Raw genomic sequence first — 20,676 nt, 5'->3', positions numbered from 1 at the left:
TCGCAAAGAAAAACCCGGCGAACGTCTCGCCGGGTTTTTTCGTTTGCAATTGCTGTAACCGATCAGGCGGACAGCATCAAATCCATGTTCTGGACAGCGGCCCCCGAGGCCCCTTTGCCGAGATTGTCGAGCAGAGCGACGAGGTTCACGTGAGTTCCGCCAGGCGTGCCGAACACGAACAGCTTCATCGTGTCTGCTCCTGCAAGTTCCGTGGCGTCGATGCGGCCGAGCTTTTCGCTGACGGCCAGCGGGACAACGTCGACGATCGATTGGCCGGCATAGTGCTCGACGAGCGCCGCATGAATGTTCTCGATCGTCGCGCCGGAGGCGAGATCGTCGAGATAGAGCGGAACCTGAACGATCATGCCCTGCGGGAATTTGCCGACGGATGGCGCAAATACCGGTGCGCGGTCGAGCAGGCCATGCATCTTCATCTCCGGCACGTGCTTGTGCTTGAGCGTCAGCCCATAGAGGAAATGTGGCGCGCTGATGTGATCCGGGTTCGCCTCGTCTTCCATCTGCGCGATCATCTGCTTGCCGCCGCCGGTATAGCCGGAAACGGCATTGACCGTGACCGGGTATCCATCGGGCAGGATGCCGGCCTGACGCAGCGGCCGGATCACGCCGATTGCACCCGTCGGGTAGCAGCCGGGATTGGCGACGTGGCGGGCGTCACGGATCTTGGCGGGCTGTGTCTTGTCCATCTCCGCAAAGCCGTAGGCCCAGTCGGGAGTGATGCGATGCGCGGTCGACGTGTCGATGATGCGTACCCGGTTGTTGCCGGCAACCATGGAGACGGCCTCGCGCGATGCGTCGTCCGGCAGGCAGAGGATTGCGATGTCGGCATTGTTCAGAAGATCTTCGCGCATCGCGGCATTGCGTCGCTCGGCTTCCGGTATCGACAGGAGTTCGAGATCGCTGCGGCCGGCCATGCGGGTGCGGATCTGCAGCCCGGTGGTGCCGTGTTCGCCATCGATGAAGATCTTCGGTTTCATGATTTTCCCGTTCGTCCAGAAGGTTACGAGTCATTCCGGAATCAATCTGACACAGATTTGATTCAGTTTCTCAACGCCCCGTTCGCGCGTGAAGCGCCCGCCCGGTGGCGCGGTGGTGTTCATATATAAGCAGCGGCCGGAGCCCGCAACTGGGCGGCCCGCGCAAGCAACGGGCCGGCGACGCCGCGCCGCGCATTCCACGCTTAACCATGAATTGTGATTTACAACCCAGAGGTTGCCTTGTCGTCGGTAATTCTGCATCTGAGGCGCTGTCATAAAACTGTCATATGGGAGCAGAGGGTGAAATACGTGATCGAGCAGGCCGGGCGCGTGCTCAGGCATCCGCTGCCTATCTCGCTGGCGTTCCTGACGCTGCTCCAGGCCTTACACTATTTCGATACGCGGTGGCGGTTCGTGCCCTTCCTCGTCGCCGTGACGCTGGCGATCGCCGCACTGCTGTTCCTCTTGTCGCGCCGGCCGACTTTTTCGCTCTGGGCAGCGGGATTGACGGTATTGCTCATTGCGGCGATGTCGGAGGTCAAGTTCCGCCTCAAGGGTTTTTCCCTGCACGTTTTCGATTTCGCCTTTACCGGCCTTGATCGATCTGCGCTTTCCTTTCTGGTCGGCTCCTACTTCAATTTGTTGATTGCCGGACTGGCTGCGCTGGCCGCAGCATTCGTGTTCCTGGTCGTGGCATTCAGGAGCGACCGCCGGTCGGCTCGCTCTTTTGTCGTGCGCGCTTGCCTGTTTGTCATAGCGGCAGTCGGTGTTGTCGCTCTTTATCCGCAGAAGAACGGCGAGCCAGACTACGTCCATTACATCTCCGGTTATGACGCCTCGTCCTTCTTCGTGTCGATCGGCGATCTTGAGTTTCCGCTCGGGCGGATCGTCCTTGCCGGTCGACTGGAAAATGTCGAAGCGGAGGGGAAGCTCAGCGATGACATCAGCTGCGGCGTGGCGGCCAGCCAGCCCGACCTGTTTCTCGTTCTCAGCGAGAGCCAGACCAGCCCCAGCTATTTCCCGCAGGTAACGGTCCCTGAATGGATGAGTGCGTCGTTCCAATCACAGGACGGCCGGGTGCATCCGATGCAGGTCGAGACGTTCGGCGGCGGCACATGGGTCACGAATTTCTCCGTGATGACGGGGCTCTCCGGAGCAGATTTCGGCTGGCAGAGCCCCTATGTGACGCAGATCCTGGAAGGCCGGGTCAAGGCGAGCCTGCCGAGCCTCATGGCACGCTGCGGCTATCGCACCATCGCCGTGATGCCGATGCAGGCGAGCTTCGTCAATGAAGGGCCGTTCCTGACCTCGATCGGATTCCAGGAAATCGTCGATTTCGACGCAATGAAACCGGAGTCGCACTTCGTGCGCGATCGTTTCTATTTCGATGTCGTAGAACGAATTGTGCGCGAGCACCGCGAAAAGGATCGGCGACCACTGTTCATTGCCATGCAGACCCTTTTCCCGCACGGCCCTTACGACATGACGCTGGTGCCGCAAGACGCCTTGCCGGACAAGGCTTTCGCTCCGGATGCCCAGGTTGACGAATACCTGCGGCGTGTTGCATTGTCCAAACAGGACCTGCAGGATTTTCGGCGCGAGCGTGAACGGATGCCAGGCCCCAATGGCACGATCGTGCTCGATTTCGGCGATCACCAGGCGGTTGCCACCAAGGACTACCTTGCCGCCGGTACCCCGGGAAACAATGTCTTTTCCGACCTGGGATCGATTGCCTACAAGACCTATTACACTGTGCACGGCTACGGGCGCGATATCGATATGCGGCCTTTCGCCATACCGTTGGACGTCGGTTTCCTTGCCGCAAGCCTGATCGAGGCTGCGGGCTTGCCGACATCGCCGACGTTCGAGGCGTTGGCACGACTACGCGATGCTTGCGAGGGGCGCTATCACGCGTGTCCTGATCGAGCGCTCGTCGATCAGCATCTCCGTCAGCGTCAGGACGCCGGTCTGCTCAATCTCGATTGACGGAGCAGGAAATCAGCGAAGCGTCGAACGCTCCGCCAGCTTTTCGGCGTGCAGGCCGAGCATGTACATGGCGACCGTCGCGCCGGCGATGGCGGTGATGTCCGCGTGGTCATAGGCAGGCGCGACTTCGACGACATCGCTTCCGACGACAGTCAGGGCTCCGAGCTTGCGTAGAACCGAGAGTATCTTGGCGCTGGATGGGCCGCCGGCGACCGGGGTGCCGGTGCCGGGCGCATAGGCAGGGTCGAGGCAATCGATGTCGAAGGTCAGATAGGCTTTGCGTTCCCCGACCTGCTGAATGATGGCGTCGGCAATGTCTGAAACACTCATTTCCTCGATGTCGTAGCCATAGAGAATGCGGATGCCGCAGTCTTCGGGCGCATGGGTGCGGATGCCGATCTGGATCGATGCGTCGGTATCGATCAGGCCCGCCCGCGCCGCACGGCCGACAGACGAGCCATGATCAATACGACCGCGTTCATCCGGCCAAGTGTCCTGGTGCGCGTCGAACTGGACGAGGGCGAGGGGGCCATGGATGGCCGCATGGGCTTTCAGGATCGGATAGGTGATGAAGTGGTCGCCGCCAAGCGTCTGCAGATAGGCGCCGCTCTTCAGGATCTTTGCCGCTTCGCGCTCGATCGTCGCCGGCGTTTTCGAGTGGTTGCCGTAGTCGAGCAGGCAGTCACCGTAATCGATGGTTGCCATTTCAGCAAAGAGGTCACGTTCGAACGGGTATTGCGGATCGTTGTCGAAGATCGCCGAGGCGCGGCGGATGGCCTGCGGCCCGAAGCGGGCGCCGGGACGATTGGAGGTTGCGGCGTCGAACGGGATGCCCCAGACGACGGCATCGACGTCCTTCAGCTGCTTTGAGTATTTGCGCCGCATGAAGGAGAGAATGCCGGCATGCGTCGGGTCCGATGCCGCCGATGTGAGTGAGCGCGCCGTTAGCGCGTGATCGATCGTCCTGTTCGCCATATCCCGTCTCCCGTGTATGGCGGAACGTTGGACAATCGTCGCCGGCAAGGCAAGTCCCTGCCGGCGAATTCTACTGCATAGTTCCTTAAATCGATTCCGATTTAAGGATAAAAATATGTAGCAGGTTCAAAGTGTTACAGCGTCCTTCGCGCGTCATATTTGACGCGCGGCGCTGTAATGCTGTCAGGACGCCTTGGCTTCGAAGGTCGGCGCGAAGTCACCCAGCGCCTTGGCCTCGGTAATGCGCGCGCCGATGTCCTCTTCGATGATGGACTCGAGCTGCGCGAAGCTGTCGATCACGTAGTAGATCGGCTGGACGATATCGATGCGATAGGGGGTGCGCAGCACCGTCATCAGGTCGAAGGGGCGAAATTCACTCGCCGACGGCTCCATCGCCGTGCGGGTCTCGTTCGGCGACGACACGATGCCGGCACCGAAGCAGCGCCGACCTTGCGGCGTGTTGATCAGTCCGAACTCGACAGTGAACCAGAAGATCCGGAACATATGCCAGGAATAACCCTTGCCAAGTGCGACGGCCTTTTCGCCGAAGCGGCGGACGAAGTTGGCGTAGCTCTGGTTGGTCAGGAGCGGGCAATGGCCGAAGACCTCGTGGAAAATATCAGGCTCTTCGATATAGTCGATGTGTTCGCGCCTGCGGATGAAGGTTGCGAGCGGAAACTTGCCCTCAGACAGAAGTTCGTAGAACCGCGATGGCGGGATCAGTGCCGGTACGCCTTCGACACCGAAGCCGGTGGTTTCCTGCAGGCGGCGGTTGACGTCCTGCAACTGCGGCACGCGGTCAGGGCCAAGGCCAAGTTTGCGCGCGCCCTCCAGATATTCGTCGCAGGCCTTGTCGGCGAGCAGTGCCATCTGTCGCTGGTAAAGTTCGCCCCAGATCGCATCTTCCTCGGGCGTGTAGTGGTAGCTGCCATCGGGCTCCGGCAGTTTCGCGGTGTAGCTGCTTTCCTTGGGCATGACGTCTCCTCATTCGTCAAAACATCCGGTTGTTGCAATTGTATCGCGAATGGAGCGAGTATTTGTTTCACAGTTGCCGGCGGAAGCCGCTGATGCGGGAGGAAATTTCAAAATGTCGTCGGATTTGAAGGAAACTTCCCAGCCATTGCGCAAGCTGCTGAGGCTGATTCAGGCCGACAGCGGCCAGTCGCTGTCGGAGCTCGCGGAAAGCGCGGGCATGTCGCAAAGCTCCGCCTGGCGCCGGCTGCAGGAACTGGAGGCCGACGGCGTGATCCGCAAGCGGGTGGCGCTGCTCGATCCGTCGAAACTGGATCTGAAACTCTGCATCATCGCCCATGTGACGCTGGAGGATCATCATGACGAGGCCATCGCCTCTTTCTCGGCGGTTGTCCGCGATCGGCCGGAGATTATGGAGTGCTATGCGCTGTCGGGAACCTTCGACTACATGCTGAAGATCCGCGCGAACGACGTCGACAGCTATGACGCCTTCATGACGCGCTATCTCATGCGCAATCCGCATGTGCGCACGGTGGTTTCAAGCTTCGTGCTGCGCGAGTTGAAGTCGACGACCGAGCTGCCGATCTGAAACAAAAAAAGGCCGGGCGAACCCGGCCTTCCAAAATGCAGTGTCTTCCAGCGATTAACGCTTGGAGAACTGGAACGAACGGCGGGCCTTGGCCTTACCGTACTTCTTACGTTCGACGACACGGCTGTCGCGGGTCAGGAAGCCGCCCTTCTTCAGGACCGGACGCAGGCCCGGTTCGAAGTAGGTGAGCGCCTTGGAGATGCCGTGACGAACGGCACCGGCCTGGCCGGAGAGACCGCCACCGGCGACCGTCGCGTCGATGTCGAACTGGCCATCACGGGCAGCTGCGACGATCGGCTGCTGCAGGATCATCTGCAGAACCGGACGAGCGAAGTAGTCGAGGTACGGCTTGCCGTTGACGGTGATCTTGCCCGAGCCGGGCTTGACCCATACGCGGGCGACAGCGTTCTTACGCTTGCCGGTCGCGTAGGAGCGGCCCTGTGCATCGACCTTCTTGACGTGAACCGGAGCTGCCGGTTCCGCAGTCGTGGCGATTTCCTTGAGAGCGGAAAGGTCGGCCATTAGGCGCTCCTTGTGTTCTTGCTGTTCAGCTTGGCGACGTCGAGGACGGCCGGCTGCTGTGCTTCATGCGGATGGTTCGTGCCTGCGTAAACGCGCAGGTTCTTCATCTGGCGACGGCCGAGCGGGCCGCGGGGAACCATGCGCTCGACGGCCTTCTCGATGACGCGCTCCGGGAAGCGGCCTTCGATGATCTGGCGCGCGGTGCGCTCCTTGATGCCGCCGGGGTAGCCGGTGTGCCAGTAGTACTTCTTGTCGGTGTACTTCTTGCCCGTAAGCACGGCCTTCTCGGCGTTGATCACGATGACGTTGTCGCCATCGTCAACATGCGGCGTGAAGGTGGCTTTGTGCTTGCCGCGCAGGCGGTTCGCGATGATGGAAGCGAGGCGACCGACAACGAGGCCTTCGGCATCGATGATGATCCACTTCTTCTCCACCTCTGCAGGCTTCTGAACGAAGGTTGCCATAACAAAACTCTTTCTCTGGACCCGAACGGCGAACCGTTGGGCGTTTCTTGTTGCTTGGTTTTGACTGAAACTCAGCCAAAAGAAGAAAGCGGCCCGAGAGGGACCGCGATCTGAGGGTGCTTATACCCAAGCCCTAAACCGGCGTCAACAACGTGAATTTTGCAAGGTCGAAATAAAGTATTGCGAAAACAACGACTTAGCAATGTGGTACAGTGATACCTCAATTTACTGAGGCGGAATCGAATAGGTCGCTGTCGCATGCGCCACGAGATCGTCGCTGCTGACCATTGCGATAGCGGCGTCAAGAACGGCCAATCGCTTACCGAGCTTGAGGATGCGGCAGGTGCATTCGAGCGGCCGCGGCTCCGGCTTGCGCAGGAAATTGATGTTGAGATTGGTGGTGACGGCAAGCGCCACAGGTCCGATATGGGCGATCAGCGCGATATAAGCCGAAACGTCCGCAAGCGCGAAAAGTGTCGGGCCCGATACGGTGCCGCCCGGCCGGATATGACGCTCGTTCGGATCGAGTCGCATCGTCGCAAATCCGGGGCCGGCCTCGGTGACATGGAACACTTTGCCGTCCGTGTGGACCTGAGGAAAGTCCGTGTCGAGAAACCGGTTCAGCTCCTCGACCGTCATGATGGGCTGGATCTTCATCGGCAGGTATTCCTTTGCGCTAACATCGACACTTAGTGAAGCCGACATGCGTTTTTGCGCAAGGCGGAAAAAGGTCTAAGTCGCGACAGCTACCACTGACTTGAAAGGTTGCAGGAGGCGGCGTACCACGGATGCCCATTTACGGGGATAGACAGGACAGCAGGAGAAAAGCATGGCGGACGTTGTTTCATTTCGGAAGGAAGAGCCGAGTGCATTGCTGGTGCGCGAGCTTTCGGGACCGGTGCTTCGGCTGACGCTCAACAACCCGCCAGCCAATGTGCTTTCGATCGAGCTGATGGAGGCGTTGCATACGGCGCTCGATGCCGTTGCCCATTCCAAGGACATCAGAGTTGTCGTGCTGGCGGCATCCGGCAAGCTGTTCTCCGCGGGCCACGACCTCAAGGAAATGACGGCACATCGGGCCGATGCCGACGGGGGCAGGGCCTTCTTCGAAACGACGATCCGCCTTGCTGCAGATTTGATGATCAAGATCACGCGGCTGCCCCAGGCGGTCATCGCCGAGTTCGACGGCCTGGCGACGGCAGCCGGTTGCCAGCTTGTTGCCAGCTGTGATCTGGCGATCTGCACCGACAGCTCCACCTTCTGCACGCCGGGCGTCAATATCGGCCTGTTCTGCTCGACGCCGATGGTGGCGCTGTCGCGGGCAGCACATCGCAAGCAGGCGATGGAAATGCTTCTGACAGGCGAGACCATCGATGCATCGACCGCCAAGGATTTCGGCCTGGTCAATCGCATCGTGCCCCAGCAATATCTTCGCCAGGTCGTCGACAAATATGCAGCCGTCATTGCTTCGAAATCGCCGCAGGCGCTGAAGATCGGCAAGGAAGCGTTCTATCGCCAGGCGGAAATGAGCCTTCCCGAGGCTTACGATTATGCGGTCGGCGTCATGGTCGAAAATATGCTGGCAGGCGACGCCGAGAACGGCATCGGCGCCTTCCTCGGCAAGCGGATGCCGGAGTGGGATAGGGAATAATTGGGATTGGGAATAGCGGTCAGGCCAGTTTCAGGAGCAGGGCGCCAAGCGCGATTACGCAGGCGGCGGCGATGCGCCAGATGCTGACGCGCTCCTTCAGAAACACCACGGAGATAACGACAGCGAACAGGATCGCGGTCTCGCGCAGCGCTGCGACGGTCGCGACCGGCGCCTTCGTCATCGCCCACAGTGCCAGGCCGTAGGCGCCAATGGAGCCGGCGCCGCCGATGAGGCCGCGCCACCAGTTCTTGTAGACGTGGCGGGCGACCGGCTTGATGCCCCGCCGGGCAAAGGCCCAGGTAAACAGCAACACCGGCGGAAGCAGCGCCATCCACAAAGTGTAGGAGATCGCGTTGCCCGACACCCGCGCGCCGATGCCGTCGACAAAGGTATAGCATGCAATCACGCAGGCATTGAGTAGCGCCAGGATGATCGCGTGTTTGCCGCCTTTTCGCGATTCGAAGGCGAGCGTCAGCACGCCGACGCTGATGGTCAACACACCCGCCATGGCGCCGGTTGTCAGCTGCTCGCCGATGATGACGCTGCTGGTGGAGGCGACGATCAGTGGCGCGACGCCGCGCATCAGGGGATAGACTAGCCCGATATCGCCGGCACGGTAGGAGGCAGCGACCAGCTGGAAATAGGCAAACTGGAAAAGCGCCGAAACCAGGATGAACGGCCAGGCTTCCGGCTGCGGCAATGGCAGGAACGGCAGGAAAGGAATGGCCACGACTGCCGCGCCGAGTGCGATCATTGCCGCATCGAGCGATTTCTCCGAGCCCGCCTTGACCAGCGCATTCCAGGTCGCGTGCAACAGCGCCCCGAAGAGGACGAGCGCAATGACATCAAGGGGCAAGGTGAAACCTCAGTGGAGAATGGGGCAGGCCGTTGCCAGCGTTGTCGCGCCACTGTACGGGAAAAGCAACCGGAAATTGGCGGGAGGATGCCTGTGCGGCGCTACAGCCGTTCCGCCGCCGCCATCGGGCGCTCGATTGACACCCGCCGCCACCGTGCGAACTATACACGCGTATAACAGATGAGTTCGGATCAGAACATGAACCACGACGCCTACCCGGATTATTACCTCGCCGACATCCTGCGTTCGACAAAGACGATCGCCCTCGTCGGTGCATCGCCGAACGCCGAGCGGCCGAGCCATCGGGTCATGGCCTTCCTGTTGCGCAAGGGCTATCGCGTCATCCCCATCAATCCGGGTCATGTCGGCAAGACGATCCTCGATCAGCCCGTCGTCGGCAGGCTCACCGACGTCAAGGAGCCGATCGACATGGTCGACGTCTTTCGCGCGGCCCATGCACTGCCGGCGCTCGTCGACGAGATCCTGGCGCTCGAGACCTTGCCGAAGGCGATCTGGGGCCAACTGTCGGTGAGGCACGACGCCGCTGCTGCCAAGGCGGAGGCCGCCGGTATCAAGGTCGTCATGGATCGCTGTCCGGCGATGGAGTATCCGCGTCTGATCGGCTGACACGGCATCGGCCACAGCGATGTTTCGTGCAACCGTCAGTTTTGAAAAAATCTTTCTTTGACCACGCGTGGCGGCTCTGGGATAGTGCCGCCGCTCCAGCGCATGAAGCCGAAATCGAAGCTGTTCTTCGACGCGCACGATGCCTGGAATCAAAGGGATAGGGTGCGTTTGGCGCCTCCATGGGAGGTGCGGCGCGGTCATGGGAGGGACGAATGACGAAAGACAATCCTGGTTTCAGCACGCTCGCAATCCACGCCGGAGCGCAACCAGATCCGACGACGGGCGCCCGGGCGACGCCGATCTACCAGACGACCAGCTTCGTCTTCAACGACACCGACCATGCGGCAGCACTCTTCGGCCTCCAGCAGTTCGGCAATATCTACACCCGCATCATGAACCCGACGCAGGCGGTGCTGGAAGAGCGCCTCGCCGCATTGGAAGGCGGCACTGCGGCGCTGGCGGTTGCTTCCGGGCATGCGGCCCAGCTTCTCGTATTCCACACGATCATGAGCCCGGGTGACAATTTCGTCGCCGCCAACCGTCTTTACGGTGGCTCGGTCAATCAGTTCGGCCATGCCTTCAAGTCCTTCGATTGGCAGGTTCGTTGGGCGGATCCGGGCGATCCTTCGAGCTTTGAGGCGAAGATCGATGCGCGCACCAAGGCGATCTTCATCGAAAGTCTCGCCAATCCGGGTGGTACCTTCGTCGATATCGCCGCGATTGCCGAGGTCGCACACAAGCATGGCCTGCCGCTGATCGTCGACAACACGATGGCGACACCCTACCTGCTGCGTCCGCTGGAGCACGGTGCGGATATCGTCGTGCATTCGCTCACCAAGTTCATCGGCGGTCATGGTAATTCGATGGGCGGCGTCATCGTCGATGGCGGCACCTTCGACTGGTCGAAGTCCGGCAAGTACCCAATGCTGTCGGAGCCGCGCCCGGAATATGCAGGCGTCGTGCTGCATCAGGCCTTTGGCAATTTCGCCTTTGCGATTGCTGCTCGCGTTCTCGGGCTTCGCGACTTCGGGCCGGCGATTTCGCCGTTCAACGCCTTCATGATCCTGACTGGCGTCGAGACGCTGCCGCTGCGCATGCAGCGCCATTGCGACAATGCGCTCGCCGTTGCCAAGTGGCTGAAGGGCCACGACAAGGTGTCCTGGGTCAACTATGCCGGGCTTGAGGACGATCCGAACAATGCGCTGCAAAAGCGCTATGCACCGAAGGGTGCCGGCGCCGTCTTCACCTTCGGTCTCAAGGACGGCTACGAGGCAGGAAAGCGCTTCGTCGAGGGGCTCGAGATGTTCTCTCACCTTGCCAATATCGGTGATACCCGTTCGCTCGTCATTCACCCGGCCTCGACCACCCATCGTCAGCTGACCCCGGAGCAGCTGGTTGCGGCGGGGGCAGGTCCCGATGTCGTGCGCCTGTCTGTCGGTATCGAAGACGTTTCCGACATCATCGCCGATCTCGAGCAGTCGCTCGCAAAGATCTGATATTGATATGAAAAAGAGGGGACGGACCTTCCGTCCCCTTATGGAGTTGGTGCGTGATGGTGAAGATGCAGAAATTCGACTTGGCGGCGATCGAGCCCGAAGTCGGCGGGCCTGCGGCCGATCGGCTGATTTCCGGCACGCCTCGGTTCCGCACCTGGAACGTCGAGGAGGCCGATGGCGGGATTTATGCCGGCGTCTGGGAATCCACGCCCGGAAAGTGGCGCATCGCCTATGACGAATGGGAGTACTTCCATATCCTGTCGGGCTACTCGGTCGTCACCGACGACGGCGGCGCAGTGGTGCACCTGCGCGCCGGCGACAGCATGATCCTCCAGCCCGGTTTCAAGGGAACGTGGGAGGTCATCGAGACGACCCGCAAGGATTACGTCATCCGCCTCTGATCGACCCGTTATCCCTTTGCGCCCGGCTCGGTACCGTCCGATGCCCGGGTGAACGCTTCGGCAAACGAGGCTTCCGAGATTCCGTTCAGCGCCCGCCGCAAGGCTTCGGCCTCCTGTTTACCGAGAGCATTGTCGAAGCGCGCCTGCGCCTTGCGCCAGAGATCCGTCGTCTCCCGCTGCTTCTTGGCGCCGAAGGGCGTCAGCTGAACGCGCTTCACTCGCCGGTCCGACGCGTCGGGCACAAGCTCGACATAGCCGTCGCGGATGAGTGGCTTCAGCGTGTGACCAAGCGCCGACAGGTCCATCACCAACAGATCCGCGAGCGTGCGCAGCGACGCATTCTTGCTATGGGCGATCTGGCTCAGCAGCGAATACTGCGTGCCGCGCAATCCGCTTGGTGCGAGCACATCCTCATAGAGCTGTCCTAACTGTCGCGAGGCGCGCTTCAGCGCACTGTTGGTGCAGAAGTCCCAGATTCCCTTCGGCGTGTCGTCCATCGTTTCCTCCGTCGGGAGCTGCGGCGCCCATTTTCGACTTTGGTAGCGCCACTCTTGCGCAACGTCCAGTTTGCTGTATATTTAGTGGCATATACCACTAGATTGAAATCCGAACAAGGAAACCGACAATGCGTGCAGTGGAGAAAAGGGGTAAGGCGCTGGTGACGGGCGCGTCGTCGGGCATCGGCGCGACCTATGCGGACCGCTTGGCGCAACGCGGCCATGACCTGGTTCTGGTGGCACGCGATAAAAAGCGTCTCTCCGATCTTGCCGCCAAGCTGTCGGCGCAATACGGTGTGACGGTCGACGTGCTCAAGGCGGACTTGACGCTACGGGATGACGTAAGGCTGGTCGAGAAGCGCCTGCGCGAAGACGAGGCAATCGAACTCCTTGTCAACAACGCGGGGATCGGTCCGAAGGGACCGCTGCTCACTGATGACCTGGACTATCTCGAAGCCATGATCGAGCTGAACGTCGTCGCCGTGAACCGGTTGGCGATTGCCGCCGCCCAGACATTCGCGATGCGCGGCAAGGGAGCGATCATCAACATCGCCTCCGTCGTCGCGCTGGTGCCCGAGCGGTTCAACGGCACATACAATGCCTCCAAGGCGTTTGTGCTTAACCTGACGCAATCGATCAACGTGGAAGCGGCAGACAAGGGCGTCAGGGTTCAGGCGGTGCTGCCCGGGCTGACCCGCACCGAGATCTTTGACCGGGCCGGCGGCTCGATCGACCGGCTCGACCCTTCGATGGTGATGGACGTCACCGATCTCGTCGACGCGGCACTTGCCGGTTTCGACCAGGGAGAACTGGTCACCATTCCATCGTTGCCCGACGCTGCCGACTGGCACGCCTTCACAAAGGCGCGCATGGTGCTGTCGCCCAATCTTTCGCATGACAGGCCGGCGGCGCGCTACGGTGTCGAACAGACGGCCGCCGCCGTCTAAACCCCAACGCATTCGCCTCTGCAATTGGGATCAAACGGCTTCGGCGGTTGCGTCGAAGCCGTTTGCTTTGCGCAGACCGGGCAGGGGTGTCCCTTCACCAAACGAGATCGAGCCGCTCCAGGCCATGGAAATGGAAACTGTCCTTCACTTCCGGCGGGTGTTTCAGCCGCATCCCGGGCAAGCGCTGGAACAGGATCGGCAGCGACAGCTTGAGTTCGAGCCGGGCGAGCGGCGCTCCGATGCAGAAGTGCAGGCCCGCACCGAACGAGACGTTGACGCCCTCGTCGCGCGCAGGCTTGAAGCGGTCAGGGTCGCTGAACTTCCGCGGATCGACATTGGCGGCACCAAGAAGCAGGCCGATCTTGTCGCCCTTGCGAAGCGCAATCCCTTCGTCGAGTTCGATATCCGACAGCGCATAGCGTTGAAAGATATGCAGCGGTGCGGCAAATCGGAGGCACTCCTCGATCGCAAGATCGGTCGTCGCCTCCGTTGCGAACAGATCTCCCGGCGCGTGGTCCGACTGCAGGATCGTTCTGACCGCGTTGCCGATCTGATGGACGGTCGCCTCGTGGCCGGCGTTGAGAAGCAGGGCGGCCGTCGAAACCAGCTCTGCCTCGGACAATCGCTCTCCATCTTTCTCCGACGTGATCATATGTGTCAGCAGATCGTCGGCCGGCTTGCGGCGCTTCTCGGCGATGATGGTCTTGAGGTAGTCGGCGAAGTCGGCGGAGGCCTGGTTGGCGTCGAACTCGGTCTCGTGGCTCCGATTGAAGACGTACATTCTCACCATGCGATGCGACCAATCGAGCAGGTTTGGCGCGGCGTCGACGGGAATGCCGAGCATCCTGGCGATGATCGTGACCGGGATCGTTTCGGCATAGGTCTTCAGTAGCTCGACTTCGCCGTCCTGCTCGAAACCGTCGATGATCGTATGCGAAAGCCGTTCGATGTCCGGCCGCAACTGTTCGATCTGCCGGGAGACGAAGGCGCGGTTGACGAGGGTGCGAAGCCTGGTGTGGGTCGGCGGTTCGAGCTCCAGTAGCGAATGCTCCTCAAGTGCGTCGAAATCCTTCAGATGCGGCTTCGGTGCCGGCATGCCGAGTTCTTCGCGTGTCGCCACGTGTAGGATCTGCCGGCCAAAACGCCGGTCGCGTAGCAACGCGTTCACCTGGTCGTAGCCCGCGAAATACCATTGTTCGCGCTCGCTCCAGTAAAATGCCGGGCAATGGGCGTGAATTTCCGCGTAAGCCGACAGTGGCGCACGGTAGAAATCCGGGTCGTGCACGTCGATCGAAACGCTTCGCTTGGCGCTGTCGATGATGATGGCGGGCTTGGGCGGCATGATCTGGCTCTTTGCAAGGCGGGTGCGACAGCTATTTCTAAGGGCGACCGGGTTCGCCCCGCAAGAGTACAAGTTGCAGAGCCCTGACCGATCGACAGCGCGACTGAGTGGTTGTCGCAACGGGTCATCGGCTTGCGGTATCAGCGCGTTGACAAGATAGCTCACCGCGAGTCAATGTTCTGACGCTGCGTAGGGCGCATCGGTGCAAGGTCGAAAGGGCAACGCCCACCTACGGTAGATAGACCTTAGTTGCGCCCATGCCGAACCTCGAAAACCTCAAGAAGCAGGCCCGACCTGGATGATCGGGAAATATTGAAGGCAGACTTCAAGCTCGCCGACGCCCAGGAACTGGTCGCACGCCAGATGGGTTTTGACGGCTGGCAGGCGCTCAAATCAGGAGCCCTGACAATGACCATGCAAGCAAAACAAGCAGCACCGCGCCCTGTTCTGCAATCGACTTCGGCACAATTGTTCGTCGCCGATATCAAGGCGTCTTGCGACTTCGTCACCGACAAACTCGGTTTTGCCGTCGACTTCGTCTACGGCGATCCACCCTTCTATGGCCAGGTGAAACGCGACAATGCGCTGCTCGCATTGCGCCTGGTCTGCGAGCCTGTCTTCGTCGGCGACATCAGAGAGCGGGAGCATCTGCTTTCCGCCTCCTTGACCGTCGCCACATCGGATGAGCTCAAGCGCCTGTTCCTCGACTATCAGGCCGCCGGCGTGCGTTTTCACCAAACATTGCGGACCGAGCCTTGGGGTGCGCGGAACTTCATCGTCCTTGATCCCGACGGCAATCTGATCCTCTTTGCCGGTCCGGCGGATTGAAGGTCGCGTTTGCGCAACGGCGGGTGGCCCGGCGGCCGGCCGTCATTCTCCAGCCCTCAAAAATGCGGGAAACAGTCTACCTGTGCCTTGAGGTCTGAGCGGCGCCGATGACTGTGGAGCAGTTCGAAAAAGCGCCACTGCCGCCATTTCGAACGGAACAAGTTTTGGTCTGGAGCCTTTTTCAGTGGCGTCCGGCGACCTATTTGCGCATGATGCGGCAGCAAGCAGGGAGCGGCATGGCAAAAAACCAGACCAGTCTATCGGCGGGCATCGTAGCGGCAATCCGCAAGCGGCGACCCACCGTCGTCAGCCGTGAGGCGGCGGTCAACCGCGGTGATATCGTCATCGCTTCCTACAACATCCACAAATGTGTCGGCACCGATGGCCGCTTTGATCCGGGCCGCACGGCCCAAGTGATCGGCGAACTCGGCGCCGATATCGTCGCCCTTCAGGAAGCCGACCAGCGGTTCGGTGAGCGGGCAGGGCTCCTCGATCTGGAACATCTGCGGCGCGAAGCGCATCTCGTATCCGTTCCGATCTCGGGCTTCTCCACCAAGGGGCATGGCTGGCACGGCAATGTGCTGCTTCTGCGTGAAGGTGCGGTTTCCGACGTACAGCAACTGAAACTTCCGGGTGTCGAGCCGCGCGGAGCGCTCGTTGTCGATCTTGACCTCAGGATGGGGCCGCTGCGCGTGATCGCCGCCCATCTCGGATTGCTTCGTCATTCCCGCGCGCAACAGGCCGAGGCGATCATCGAGGCGGCCTCCGATGCGGGCGGGCGACCCACGCTTTTGATCGGCGACCTCAACGAGTGGCGCATGGGCAAACGGTCGTCGCTGTCCTTCCTTAGCCCCGTCTTCGACCCCTCGCATGCGACCGTCGCGAGCTTTCCCTCTCGCTTTCCGCTGTTGCCGCTCGATCGCGTTCTCGGCAACCCGCACAGCCTGGTGACATCGGTCGCAGTGCACGATTCTCCTCTGGCCCGCATCGCTTCCGATCATTTGCCGGTCAAGGCATCGATCGATCTGAAGGTCGGCAAGCGGGAAGACCATAACAACGAACGGATTGAAGTGAGCCGGGCCGGATCGGCCTGAGACACTTTCTGGCGGGCAGGTGATGTTGTCCTTTGTCATTGTTGCCGTTGTCGCCATCGGCGGCGCGTTCGGTGCGGCGATTTTCTATGTCTATGGCCGCTTCGGTCGGCGTCCCCATGGAGACCCGTCTGCTGCACTCCCTGTCGCTGACGCCGATACCGAACTCGATCGGGCCATAGGCCCGCTGCTTCGCACCCGTTCCGGAAAGAACGGCATATCGCTGGTCTCTGACAACATCGAAGCTTTCGTCGTCAGGGCGCATGCGGCTCGCAGGGCCGGCCGCGGCCTCGACCTGCAATACTACTACTGGAAGGATGACTTGACCGGTCTCTTGCTCACGCGTGAAATCCTGACGGCTGCCGACCGCGGCGTCCACGTCCGCCTGCTGCTCGATGATATCAACGCCGGCATCCACGACCGGATGTGCATCGCGCTTGATGCCCACGAGAACATTGAGGTCCGGCTCTTCAATCCAAGCCGTGCCCGCACCGATCGTATCCGCCGGGGTTTCGAGATGGCCATCCGCGCTTTCAGCGCCACACGCCGCATGCACAACAAGCTGTGGGTTTCCGATGCGCGCCTGGCCATCGCCGGCGGGCGCAATATCGGCGATGCCTATTTCGACGCGGCCGAGCTTTCAAACTTTCGTGACCTCGATCTCTGGATGATCGGGCCGGTGGTCGATCAGGCAACGGCAATGTTCGATCGCTATTGGAACAGCACGTCCGTGCTGCCGATCGCCAAACTGCGCACCCCCCGCAAGCAATATCTGCCGGCGCTGAGGGAGGCGCTCGATGCCCATGCGCGCACGCCTGCCGCCCGTTTCTATCTGGAGCGCGTGACTGACGCGATGGCCGAAGAGACGTTCTATAGCGGCTCGAGAAGGCTGTACTGGATCGACAACGTTCGCCTTGAGGCCGACCCGCCCGAGAAGGCGCTGATGCAAAAGCGGCAGAACTGGCTGCTGCGCGAACTCTTCCCGCTGATCCAGGCGGCAAAGAACGATCTGCGCATCATTTCGCCCTATTTCATTCCCGGCACGGCCGGGACGCGCGAACTGACGGCGCTTGTGAAAAAGGGCATCCGCGTCGCGGTGCTGACAAATTCACTGGCTGCGACCGACGTCGCGGCCGTTCATGGTGGCTATGTGAAGTACCGTCGAAACCTCGTTCGCGCCGGTGTCGAGCTTTTCGAACTGAAAGAGCAGGGCGATACGGTCGAGAGTCATCGTATGTCGCTGTTTGGCCGGCGCAATGCGAGCCTGCACAGCAAGGCCTTTGTGGTCGATGGTCTGAACGGCTTCGTCGGTTCGATGAATTTCGACCCGCGGTCGGCATCGCTGAACACCGAAATGGGCGTTGTGTTTGTGGATGCAGCACTTGCCGGCGAACTCGCCACGATGTTTGAGGACGAGACGGCCCCGTCCGTCAGTTATCGGCTAAGCCTTGAAGGTGCGCGGCTCGTCTGGCGTGACCGAACCAACGGGACCGAGCGGCGGCTGCGGCGCGAGCCCGACGCCAGCCTGCTGAGGCGCGTTATCGCCGGGATCATCCGTATCCTGCCGATCGAATCGCAGCTTTGAGGTCCGCCGTGGCGCGCGCGCCGTTTACCGTCCGTTTACCCAGCGGTGGCGAATGCTGTGCGGAAAGCGCAAAAGCCAGGGCGTTGGCAAAGGCGGCGGCGAAAAAATGTTCTATCAGCAATCACGTGTGGAGGACCGCTGTTCTTAGGCTGGAAGGGCGCCGCCGATTAAGGTTATCGGAGGTTGGCGACTTGAAGTGAAGGGTGTTGACACTCTATGTAGGGGCAGAAGGCTAATCCTGTGATTCCCGGTTCGCAAAGGCATTGCGGGCCCGATTGATGAAGGTTCGATATGAGAAATCCAGTTGATACCGCCATGGCGCTGGTGCCGATGGTTGTGGAGCAGACCAACCGCGGCGAACGTTCCTACGATATCTTTTCGCGCCTTCTGAAAGAGCGCATCATCTTCCTGACCGGTCCGGTCGAAGATCAGATGGCAACGCTCGTCTGCGCCCAGCTTCTTTTCCTCGAGGCAGAAAACCCGAAGAAGGAAATCGCTCTCTACATCAATTCGCCGGGTGGCGTCGTTACCGCCGGTATGGCGATCTACGACACCATGCAGTTTATCAAGCCGGCGGTTTCGACGCTGTGCATCGGTCAGGCCGCCTCGATGGGTTCGCTCCTGCTGGCTGCCGGCCACAAGGACATGCGTTTCGCCACCCCGAACTCGCGCATCATGGTGCATCAGCCGTCCGGTGGCTTCCAGGGCCAGGCCTCTGATATCGAGCGTCACGCCAAGGACATCCTCAAGATGAAGCGGCGCCTGAACGAGGTTTACGTCAAGCATTGCGGCCGGACCTACGAAGAGGTTGAACAGACGCTCGATCGCGACCATTTCATGAGTTCCGACGAAGCGCTCGACTGGGGTCTGATCGACAAGGTCATCACGTCGCGCGAAGCGATCGAGGCTGCAGAGCAGGCGTGATAACGCGCTTTTGTGTCACGATAGATGCAATTGTGACACAATTGTAATGGTGAAAGGGCTTTATCGAGGGGGTAAAGCCGCTAAGATGACCCCTTAATGTTCTATTGAGCTGTGAAGACATAGGGTTCAGAGTTAGGTGGGAGAGTCGTTGCGGCCGAATCTTGGGCAAAATGCCCTGATACGGTGAGTACTCCCGGAAGCCCTCTTAATGCGGCGCAGGTCTTTGCGCGGGGCGAATTGAGTGGTCCGTGATATCTTTTCCGAAGATGTCCGGCGTGCTGGAAGGAAATGGAAATGAGCAAGGTCAGCGGTAGCAACGGCGGTGACTCGAAGAATACGCTTTATTGTTCGTTTTGCGGCAAGAGCCAGCACGAAGTCCGCAAACTGATTGCCGGACCGACGGTCTTCATCTGCGATGAATGCGTCGAGCTCTGCATGGACATCATTCGCGAAGAGAACAAGACCTCGATGGTCAAGTCCCGCGATGGCGTTCCGACCCCCCAGGAAATCATCAAGGTCCTCGACGAGTACGTCATCGGCCAGCAGCAGGCGAAGCGCATTCTTTCGGTCGCCGTGCACAACCACTACAAGCGTCTGGCCCATGCGGCCAAGGGCAGCGATGTGGAGCTGGCGAAGTCGAACATCATGCTCGTCGGCCCGACCGGTTGCGGCAAGACCTATCTCGCACAGACGCTTGCACGCATCATCGACGTGCCCTTCACGATGGCCGATGCGACGACGCTGACGGAAGCCGGCTATGTCGGTGAAGACGTCGAAAACATCATCCTGAAGCTGCTGCAGGCTGCCGACTACAATGTCGAGCGCGCCCAGCGCGGCATCGTCTACATTGACGAAGTCGACAAGATCTCGCGCAAATCCGACAACCCGTCGATCACCCGTGACGTTTCCGGTGAGGGCGTGCAGCAGGCGCTCTTGAAGATCATGGAAGGCACTGTTGCTTCGGTGCCGCCTCAGGGTGGCCGCAAGCATCCTCAGCAGGAATTCCTGCAGGTGGATACCACCAATATCCTGTTCATCTGCGGCGGCGCCTTCGCCGGCCTCGATAAGATCATCTCCGCCCGTGGCGAGAAGACGTCGATCGGTTTCGGCGCGACGGTTCGCTCGCCGGAAGATCGCCGCGTCGGCGAAGTTCTGCGCGAACTCGAGCCGGAAGATCTGGTTAAGTTCGGCCTGATCCCGGAATTCATCGGCCGTCTGCCGGTTCTGGCAACGCTCGAAGACCTCGATGAGGACGCGCTGATCCAGATCCTGTCCGAGCCGAAGAACGCTCTGATCAAGCAGTACCAGCGGCTGTTCGAGATGGAGGACGTCGAACTGACCTTCCACGAGGACGCGCTGCGCGAGATCGCCCGTCGCGCCATCGTGCGCAAGACCGGCGCCCGTGGCCTGCGCTCGATCATGGAAAAGATCCTGCTCGACACGATGTTCGAGCTGCCGACGCTCGAAGGCGTTCGCGAAGTCGTGATCTCCGACGAGGTGGTGAAGGGTGCGGCGCGGCCGCTCTACATCTATTCCGAGCGCTCGGAAGAGAAGGCGAACGTTTCGGCCTGATCGCAGGCCCACAGATCGGACCTGAAAAAGCCCGCCTCGTGCGGGCTTTTTCATGGCCTTGCACTTAGTTGTTGAGATGGCTTGCGCGGGGGACGATTTAACAATTCGGTTGTTGCTAAAGTGTCTTAACAACGCAATGATGTGACGATTCAGTAGAGGGCCTCGGCCGTTGCATATCCTTGAAGCCTCGTTTTCCGTCGCAAGGTACGCAACAGCAATAAAGCGTAGTCAGAAGGACCCGGCCACTGATGGTGGATGTTGCGGCGAGCCTTGAAAAGGACTCTCTAGCACTCCACTTTCATGTGGAAAATATGACAACCGGGAGTGCCGCTGTGGCTCCCGGGAACGGGCCCGAA

General features: G+C 60.6%; 20 protein-coding genes and 1 pseudogene. 12 read left to right on the top strand and 9 right to left on the bottom strand.

Translation table 11 applies throughout. The features are described from left to right. Nucleotides 1-62 precede the first annotated feature (62 nt). Nucleotides 63-995, bottom strand: coding sequence for an N-acetyl-gamma-glutamyl-phosphate reductase (argC, locus tag ASD02_RS27350; RefSeq protein WP_025426551.1), 933 nt, complete (start codon nt 993-995; stop codon nt 63-65). 300 nt (nt 996-1,295) lie between these two features. Between argC and ASD02_RS27345 the strand changes: the two genes are divergently transcribed. Beyond that, complete coding sequence (locus tag ASD02_RS27345; RefSeq protein WP_025426552.1) at nt 1,296-2,981, top strand: sulfatase-like hydrolase/transferase; 1,686 nt, start codon at nt 1,296-1,298, stop codon at nt 2,979-2,981. Between the two features lie 12 nt (nt 2,982-2,993). Here ASD02_RS27345 and speB read toward each other — a convergent pair whose 3' ends face one another. Together speB and ASD02_RS27335 are read right to left on the bottom strand one after the other, a co-directional pair. Beyond that, complete coding sequence (gene speB / locus ASD02_RS27340; RefSeq protein WP_057221475.1) at nt 2,994-3,956, bottom strand: agmatinase; 963 nt, start codon at nt 3,954-3,956, stop codon at nt 2,994-2,996. A 183-nt stretch (nt 3,957-4,139) separates the two neighbouring features. Further along, on the bottom strand, nt 4,140-4,931 hold the full coding sequence (locus ASD02_RS27335; RefSeq protein ID WP_025426554.1) for a phenylalanine 4-monooxygenase: 792 nt from the start codon (nt 4,929-4,931) through the stop codon (nt 4,140-4,142). A gap of 112 nt (nt 4,932-5,043) precedes the next feature. Between ASD02_RS27335 and ASD02_RS27330 the strand changes: the two genes are divergently transcribed. Beyond that, nucleotides 5,044-5,517, top strand: a complete 474-nt coding sequence (locus tag ASD02_RS27330) for an Lrp/AsnC family transcriptional regulator (RefSeq protein WP_051509158.1) — start codon at nt 5,044-5,046, stop codon at nt 5,515-5,517. 54 nt (nt 5,518-5,571) lie between these two features. On the opposite strand, the gene rpsI is transcribed toward ASD02_RS27330, so the two are convergent. The 3 genes from rpsI to ASD02_RS27315 all read right to left on the bottom strand — a co-directional run bounded on the left by rpsI (nt 5,572) and on the right by ASD02_RS27315 (nt 7,160). Further along, a complete protein-coding gene (rpsI, locus tag ASD02_RS27325) occupies nt 5,572-6,039 on the bottom strand; it encodes a 30S ribosomal protein S9 (protein WP_025426556.1) in 468 nt (155 codons plus the stop codon). After that, on the bottom strand, nt 6,039-6,503 hold the full coding sequence (gene rplM, locus ASD02_RS27320) for a 50S ribosomal protein L13 (protein WP_025426557.1): 465 nt from the start codon (nt 6,501-6,503) through the stop codon (nt 6,039-6,041). Before rplM ends, rpsI begins: the two co-directional genes overlap by 1 nt. Nucleotides 6,504-6,728: 225 nt before the next feature. Next, nucleotides 6,729-7,160: a PaaI family thioesterase gene (locus ASD02_RS27315; protein ID WP_025426558.1), complete on the bottom strand. Its 432-nt coding sequence runs from the start codon at nt 7,158-7,160 to the stop codon at nt 6,729-6,731. Nucleotides 7,161-7,332: 172 nt separating this feature from the next. Between ASD02_RS27315 and ASD02_RS27310 the strand changes: the two genes are divergently transcribed. Continuing rightward, entirely contained in the window at nt 7,333-8,154 is an 822-nt protein-coding gene (locus tag ASD02_RS27310) for an enoyl-CoA hydratase (protein WP_025426559.1), read from the top strand. A gap of 19 nt (nt 8,155-8,173) precedes the next feature. Here the strand turns inward: ASD02_RS27310 and ASD02_RS27305 are convergent, their stop codons facing one another. After that, nucleotides 8,174-9,010: an EamA family transporter gene (locus ASD02_RS27305; protein WP_025426560.1), complete on the bottom strand. Its 837-nt coding sequence runs from the start codon at nt 9,008-9,010 to the stop codon at nt 8,174-8,176. A gap of 198 nt (nt 9,011-9,208) precedes the next feature. On the opposite strand from ASD02_RS27305, the gene ASD02_RS27300 reads away from it, so the two are divergent. From ASD02_RS27300 to ASD02_RS27290, 3 genes are all read left to right on the top strand, one after another. Next, a complete protein-coding gene (locus ASD02_RS27300) occupies nt 9,209-9,637 on the top strand; it encodes a CoA-binding protein (RefSeq protein WP_025426561.1) in 429 nt (142 codons plus the stop codon). A gap of 212 nt (nt 9,638-9,849) precedes the next feature. After that, nucleotides 9,850-11,133, top strand: coding sequence for an O-acetylhomoserine aminocarboxypropyltransferase (locus ASD02_RS27295; protein WP_025426562.1), 1,284 nt, complete (start codon nt 9,850-9,852; stop codon nt 11,131-11,133). A 56-nt stretch (nt 11,134-11,189) separates the two neighbouring features. After that, the gene (locus ASD02_RS27290) at nt 11,190-11,534 is read left to right on the top strand and encodes a cupin domain-containing protein (RefSeq protein ID WP_025426563.1); all 345 of its coding nucleotides are present in this window, start codon (nt 11,190-11,192) and stop codon (nt 11,532-11,534) included. A gap of 8 nt (nt 11,535-11,542) precedes the next feature. Here the strand turns inward: ASD02_RS27290 and ASD02_RS27285 are convergent, their stop codons facing one another. Beyond that, a complete protein-coding gene (locus tag ASD02_RS27285) occupies nt 11,543-12,031 on the bottom strand; it encodes a MarR family winged helix-turn-helix transcriptional regulator (RefSeq protein ID WP_025426564.1) in 489 nt (162 codons plus the stop codon). A 128-nt stretch (nt 12,032-12,159) separates the two neighbouring features. Here ASD02_RS27285 and ASD02_RS27280 point away from each other — a divergent pair, with 128 nt between their 5' ends. After that, the gene (locus tag ASD02_RS27280) at nt 12,160-12,978 is read left to right on the top strand and encodes an SDR family oxidoreductase (protein ID WP_025426565.1); all 819 of its coding nucleotides are present in this window, start codon (nt 12,160-12,162) and stop codon (nt 12,976-12,978) included. 94 nt (nt 12,979-13,072) lie between these two features. On the opposite strand, the gene ASD02_RS27275 is transcribed toward ASD02_RS27280, so the two are convergent. Then, nucleotides 13,073-14,320 (bottom strand): cytochrome P450, encoded by a 1,248-nt coding sequence (locus ASD02_RS27275; protein ID WP_025426566.1) that lies wholly within the window; start codon nt 14,318-14,320, stop codon nt 13,073-13,075. 257 nt (nt 14,321-14,577) lie between these two features. Between ASD02_RS27275 and ASD02_RS27270 the strand changes: the two are divergent. The 5 genes and pseudogenes from ASD02_RS27270 (at nt 14,578) to clpX (ending at nt 20,320) form a co-directional block, all read left to right on the top strand. Then, nucleotides 14,578-15,148, top strand: a pseudogene (locus tag ASD02_RS27270) (VOC family protein). A 236-nt stretch (nt 15,149-15,384) separates the two neighbouring features. Continuing rightward, nucleotides 15,385-16,242: an endonuclease/exonuclease/phosphatase family protein gene (locus ASD02_RS27265; RefSeq protein WP_025426567.1), complete on the top strand. Its 858-nt coding sequence runs from the start codon at nt 15,385-15,387 to the stop codon at nt 16,240-16,242. A 22-nt stretch (nt 16,243-16,264) separates the two neighbouring features. Beyond that, nucleotides 16,265-17,824: a phospholipase D family protein gene (locus tag ASD02_RS27260; RefSeq protein ID WP_025426568.1), complete on the top strand. Its 1,560-nt coding sequence runs from the start codon at nt 16,265-16,267 to the stop codon at nt 17,822-17,824. Between the two features lie 291 nt (nt 17,825-18,115). Beyond that, the gene (clpP, locus tag ASD02_RS27255) at nt 18,116-18,748 is read left to right on the top strand and encodes an ATP-dependent Clp endopeptidase proteolytic subunit ClpP (RefSeq protein WP_025426569.1); all 633 of its coding nucleotides are present in this window, start codon (nt 18,116-18,118) and stop codon (nt 18,746-18,748) included. Between the two features lie 294 nt (nt 18,749-19,042). Beyond that, entirely contained in the window at nt 19,043-20,320 is a 1,278-nt protein-coding gene (gene clpX, locus ASD02_RS27250; RefSeq protein WP_025426570.1) for an ATP-dependent Clp protease ATP-binding subunit ClpX, read from the top strand. Nucleotides 20,321-20,676 lie beyond the last annotated feature (356 nt).

This window comes from Ensifer sp. Root1252, from assembly GCF_001425885.1.
Classification (GTDB): Bacteria; Pseudomonadota; Alphaproteobacteria; order Rhizobiales; family Rhizobiaceae; genus Ensifer; species Ensifer canadensis.
The sequence above is the reverse complement of the archived record's forward strand: the minus strand, read 5'-3'. Positions and strand labels throughout refer to the sequence as shown.

What these genes read in the sequence shown, in the direction of transcription:
- ASD02_RS27260 (WP_025426568.1), top strand. Translation starts at nt 16,265, where the DNA reads ATGTTGTCCTTTGTCATTGTTGCCGTTGTCGCCATCGGCGGCGCGTTC.
- ASD02_RS27265 (WP_025426567.1), top strand. Translation starts at nt 15,385, where the DNA reads ATGGCAAAAAACCAGACCAGTCTATCGGCGGGCATCGTAGCGGCAATC.
- ASD02_RS27335 (WP_025426554.1), bottom strand. Translation starts at nt 4,931, where the DNA reads ATGCCCAAGGAAAGCAGCTACACCGCGAAACTGCCGGAGCCCGATGGC.
- ASD02_RS27330 (WP_051509158.1), top strand. Translation starts at nt 5,044, where the DNA reads ATGTCGTCGGATTTGAAGGAAACTTCCCAGCCATTGCGCAAGCTGCTG.
- rplM (WP_025426557.1), bottom strand. Translation starts at nt 6,503, where the DNA reads ATGGCAACCTTCGTTCAGAAGCCTGCAGAGGTGGAGAAGAAGTGGATC.
- ASD02_RS27280 (WP_025426565.1), top strand. Translation starts at nt 12,160, where the DNA reads ATGCGTGCAGTGGAGAAAAGGGGTAAGGCGCTGGTGACGGGCGCGTCG.
- ASD02_RS27295 (WP_025426562.1), top strand. Translation starts at nt 9,850, where the DNA reads ATGACGAAAGACAATCCTGGTTTCAGCACGCTCGCAATCCACGCCGGA.
- ASD02_RS27275 (WP_025426566.1), bottom strand. Translation starts at nt 14,320, where the DNA reads ATGCCGCCCAAGCCCGCCATCATCATCGACAGCGCCAAGCGAAGCGTT.
- ASD02_RS27315 (WP_025426558.1), bottom strand. Translation starts at nt 7,160, where the DNA reads ATGAAGATCCAGCCCATCATGACGGTCGAGGAGCTGAACCGGTTTCTC.
- argC (WP_025426551.1), bottom strand. Translation starts at nt 995, where the DNA reads ATGAAACCGAAGATCTTCATCGATGGCGAACACGGCACCACCGGGCTG.
- speB (WP_057221475.1), bottom strand. Translation starts at nt 3,956, where the DNA reads ATGGCGAACAGGACGATCGATCACGCGCTAACGGCGCGCTCACTCACA.
- rpsI (WP_025426556.1), bottom strand. Translation starts at nt 6,039, where the DNA reads ATGGCCGACCTTTCCGCTCTCAAGGAAATCGCCACGACTGCGGAACCG.
- ASD02_RS27300 (WP_025426561.1), top strand. Translation starts at nt 9,209, where the DNA reads ATGAACCACGACGCCTACCCGGATTATTACCTCGCCGACATCCTGCGT.
- ASD02_RS27310 (WP_025426559.1), top strand. Translation starts at nt 7,333, where the DNA reads ATGGCGGACGTTGTTTCATTTCGGAAGGAAGAGCCGAGTGCATTGCTG.
- clpX (WP_025426570.1), top strand. Translation starts at nt 19,043, where the DNA reads ATGAGCAAGGTCAGCGGTAGCAACGGCGGTGACTCGAAGAATACGCTT.
- ASD02_RS27285 (WP_025426564.1), bottom strand. Translation starts at nt 12,031, where the DNA reads ATGGACGACACGCCGAAGGGAATCTGGGACTTCTGCACCAACAGTGCG.
- ASD02_RS27290 (WP_025426563.1), top strand. Translation starts at nt 11,190, where the DNA reads ATGGTGAAGATGCAGAAATTCGACTTGGCGGCGATCGAGCCCGAAGTC.
- clpP (WP_025426569.1), top strand. Translation starts at nt 18,116, where the DNA reads ATGAGAAATCCAGTTGATACCGCCATGGCGCTGGTGCCGATGGTTGTG.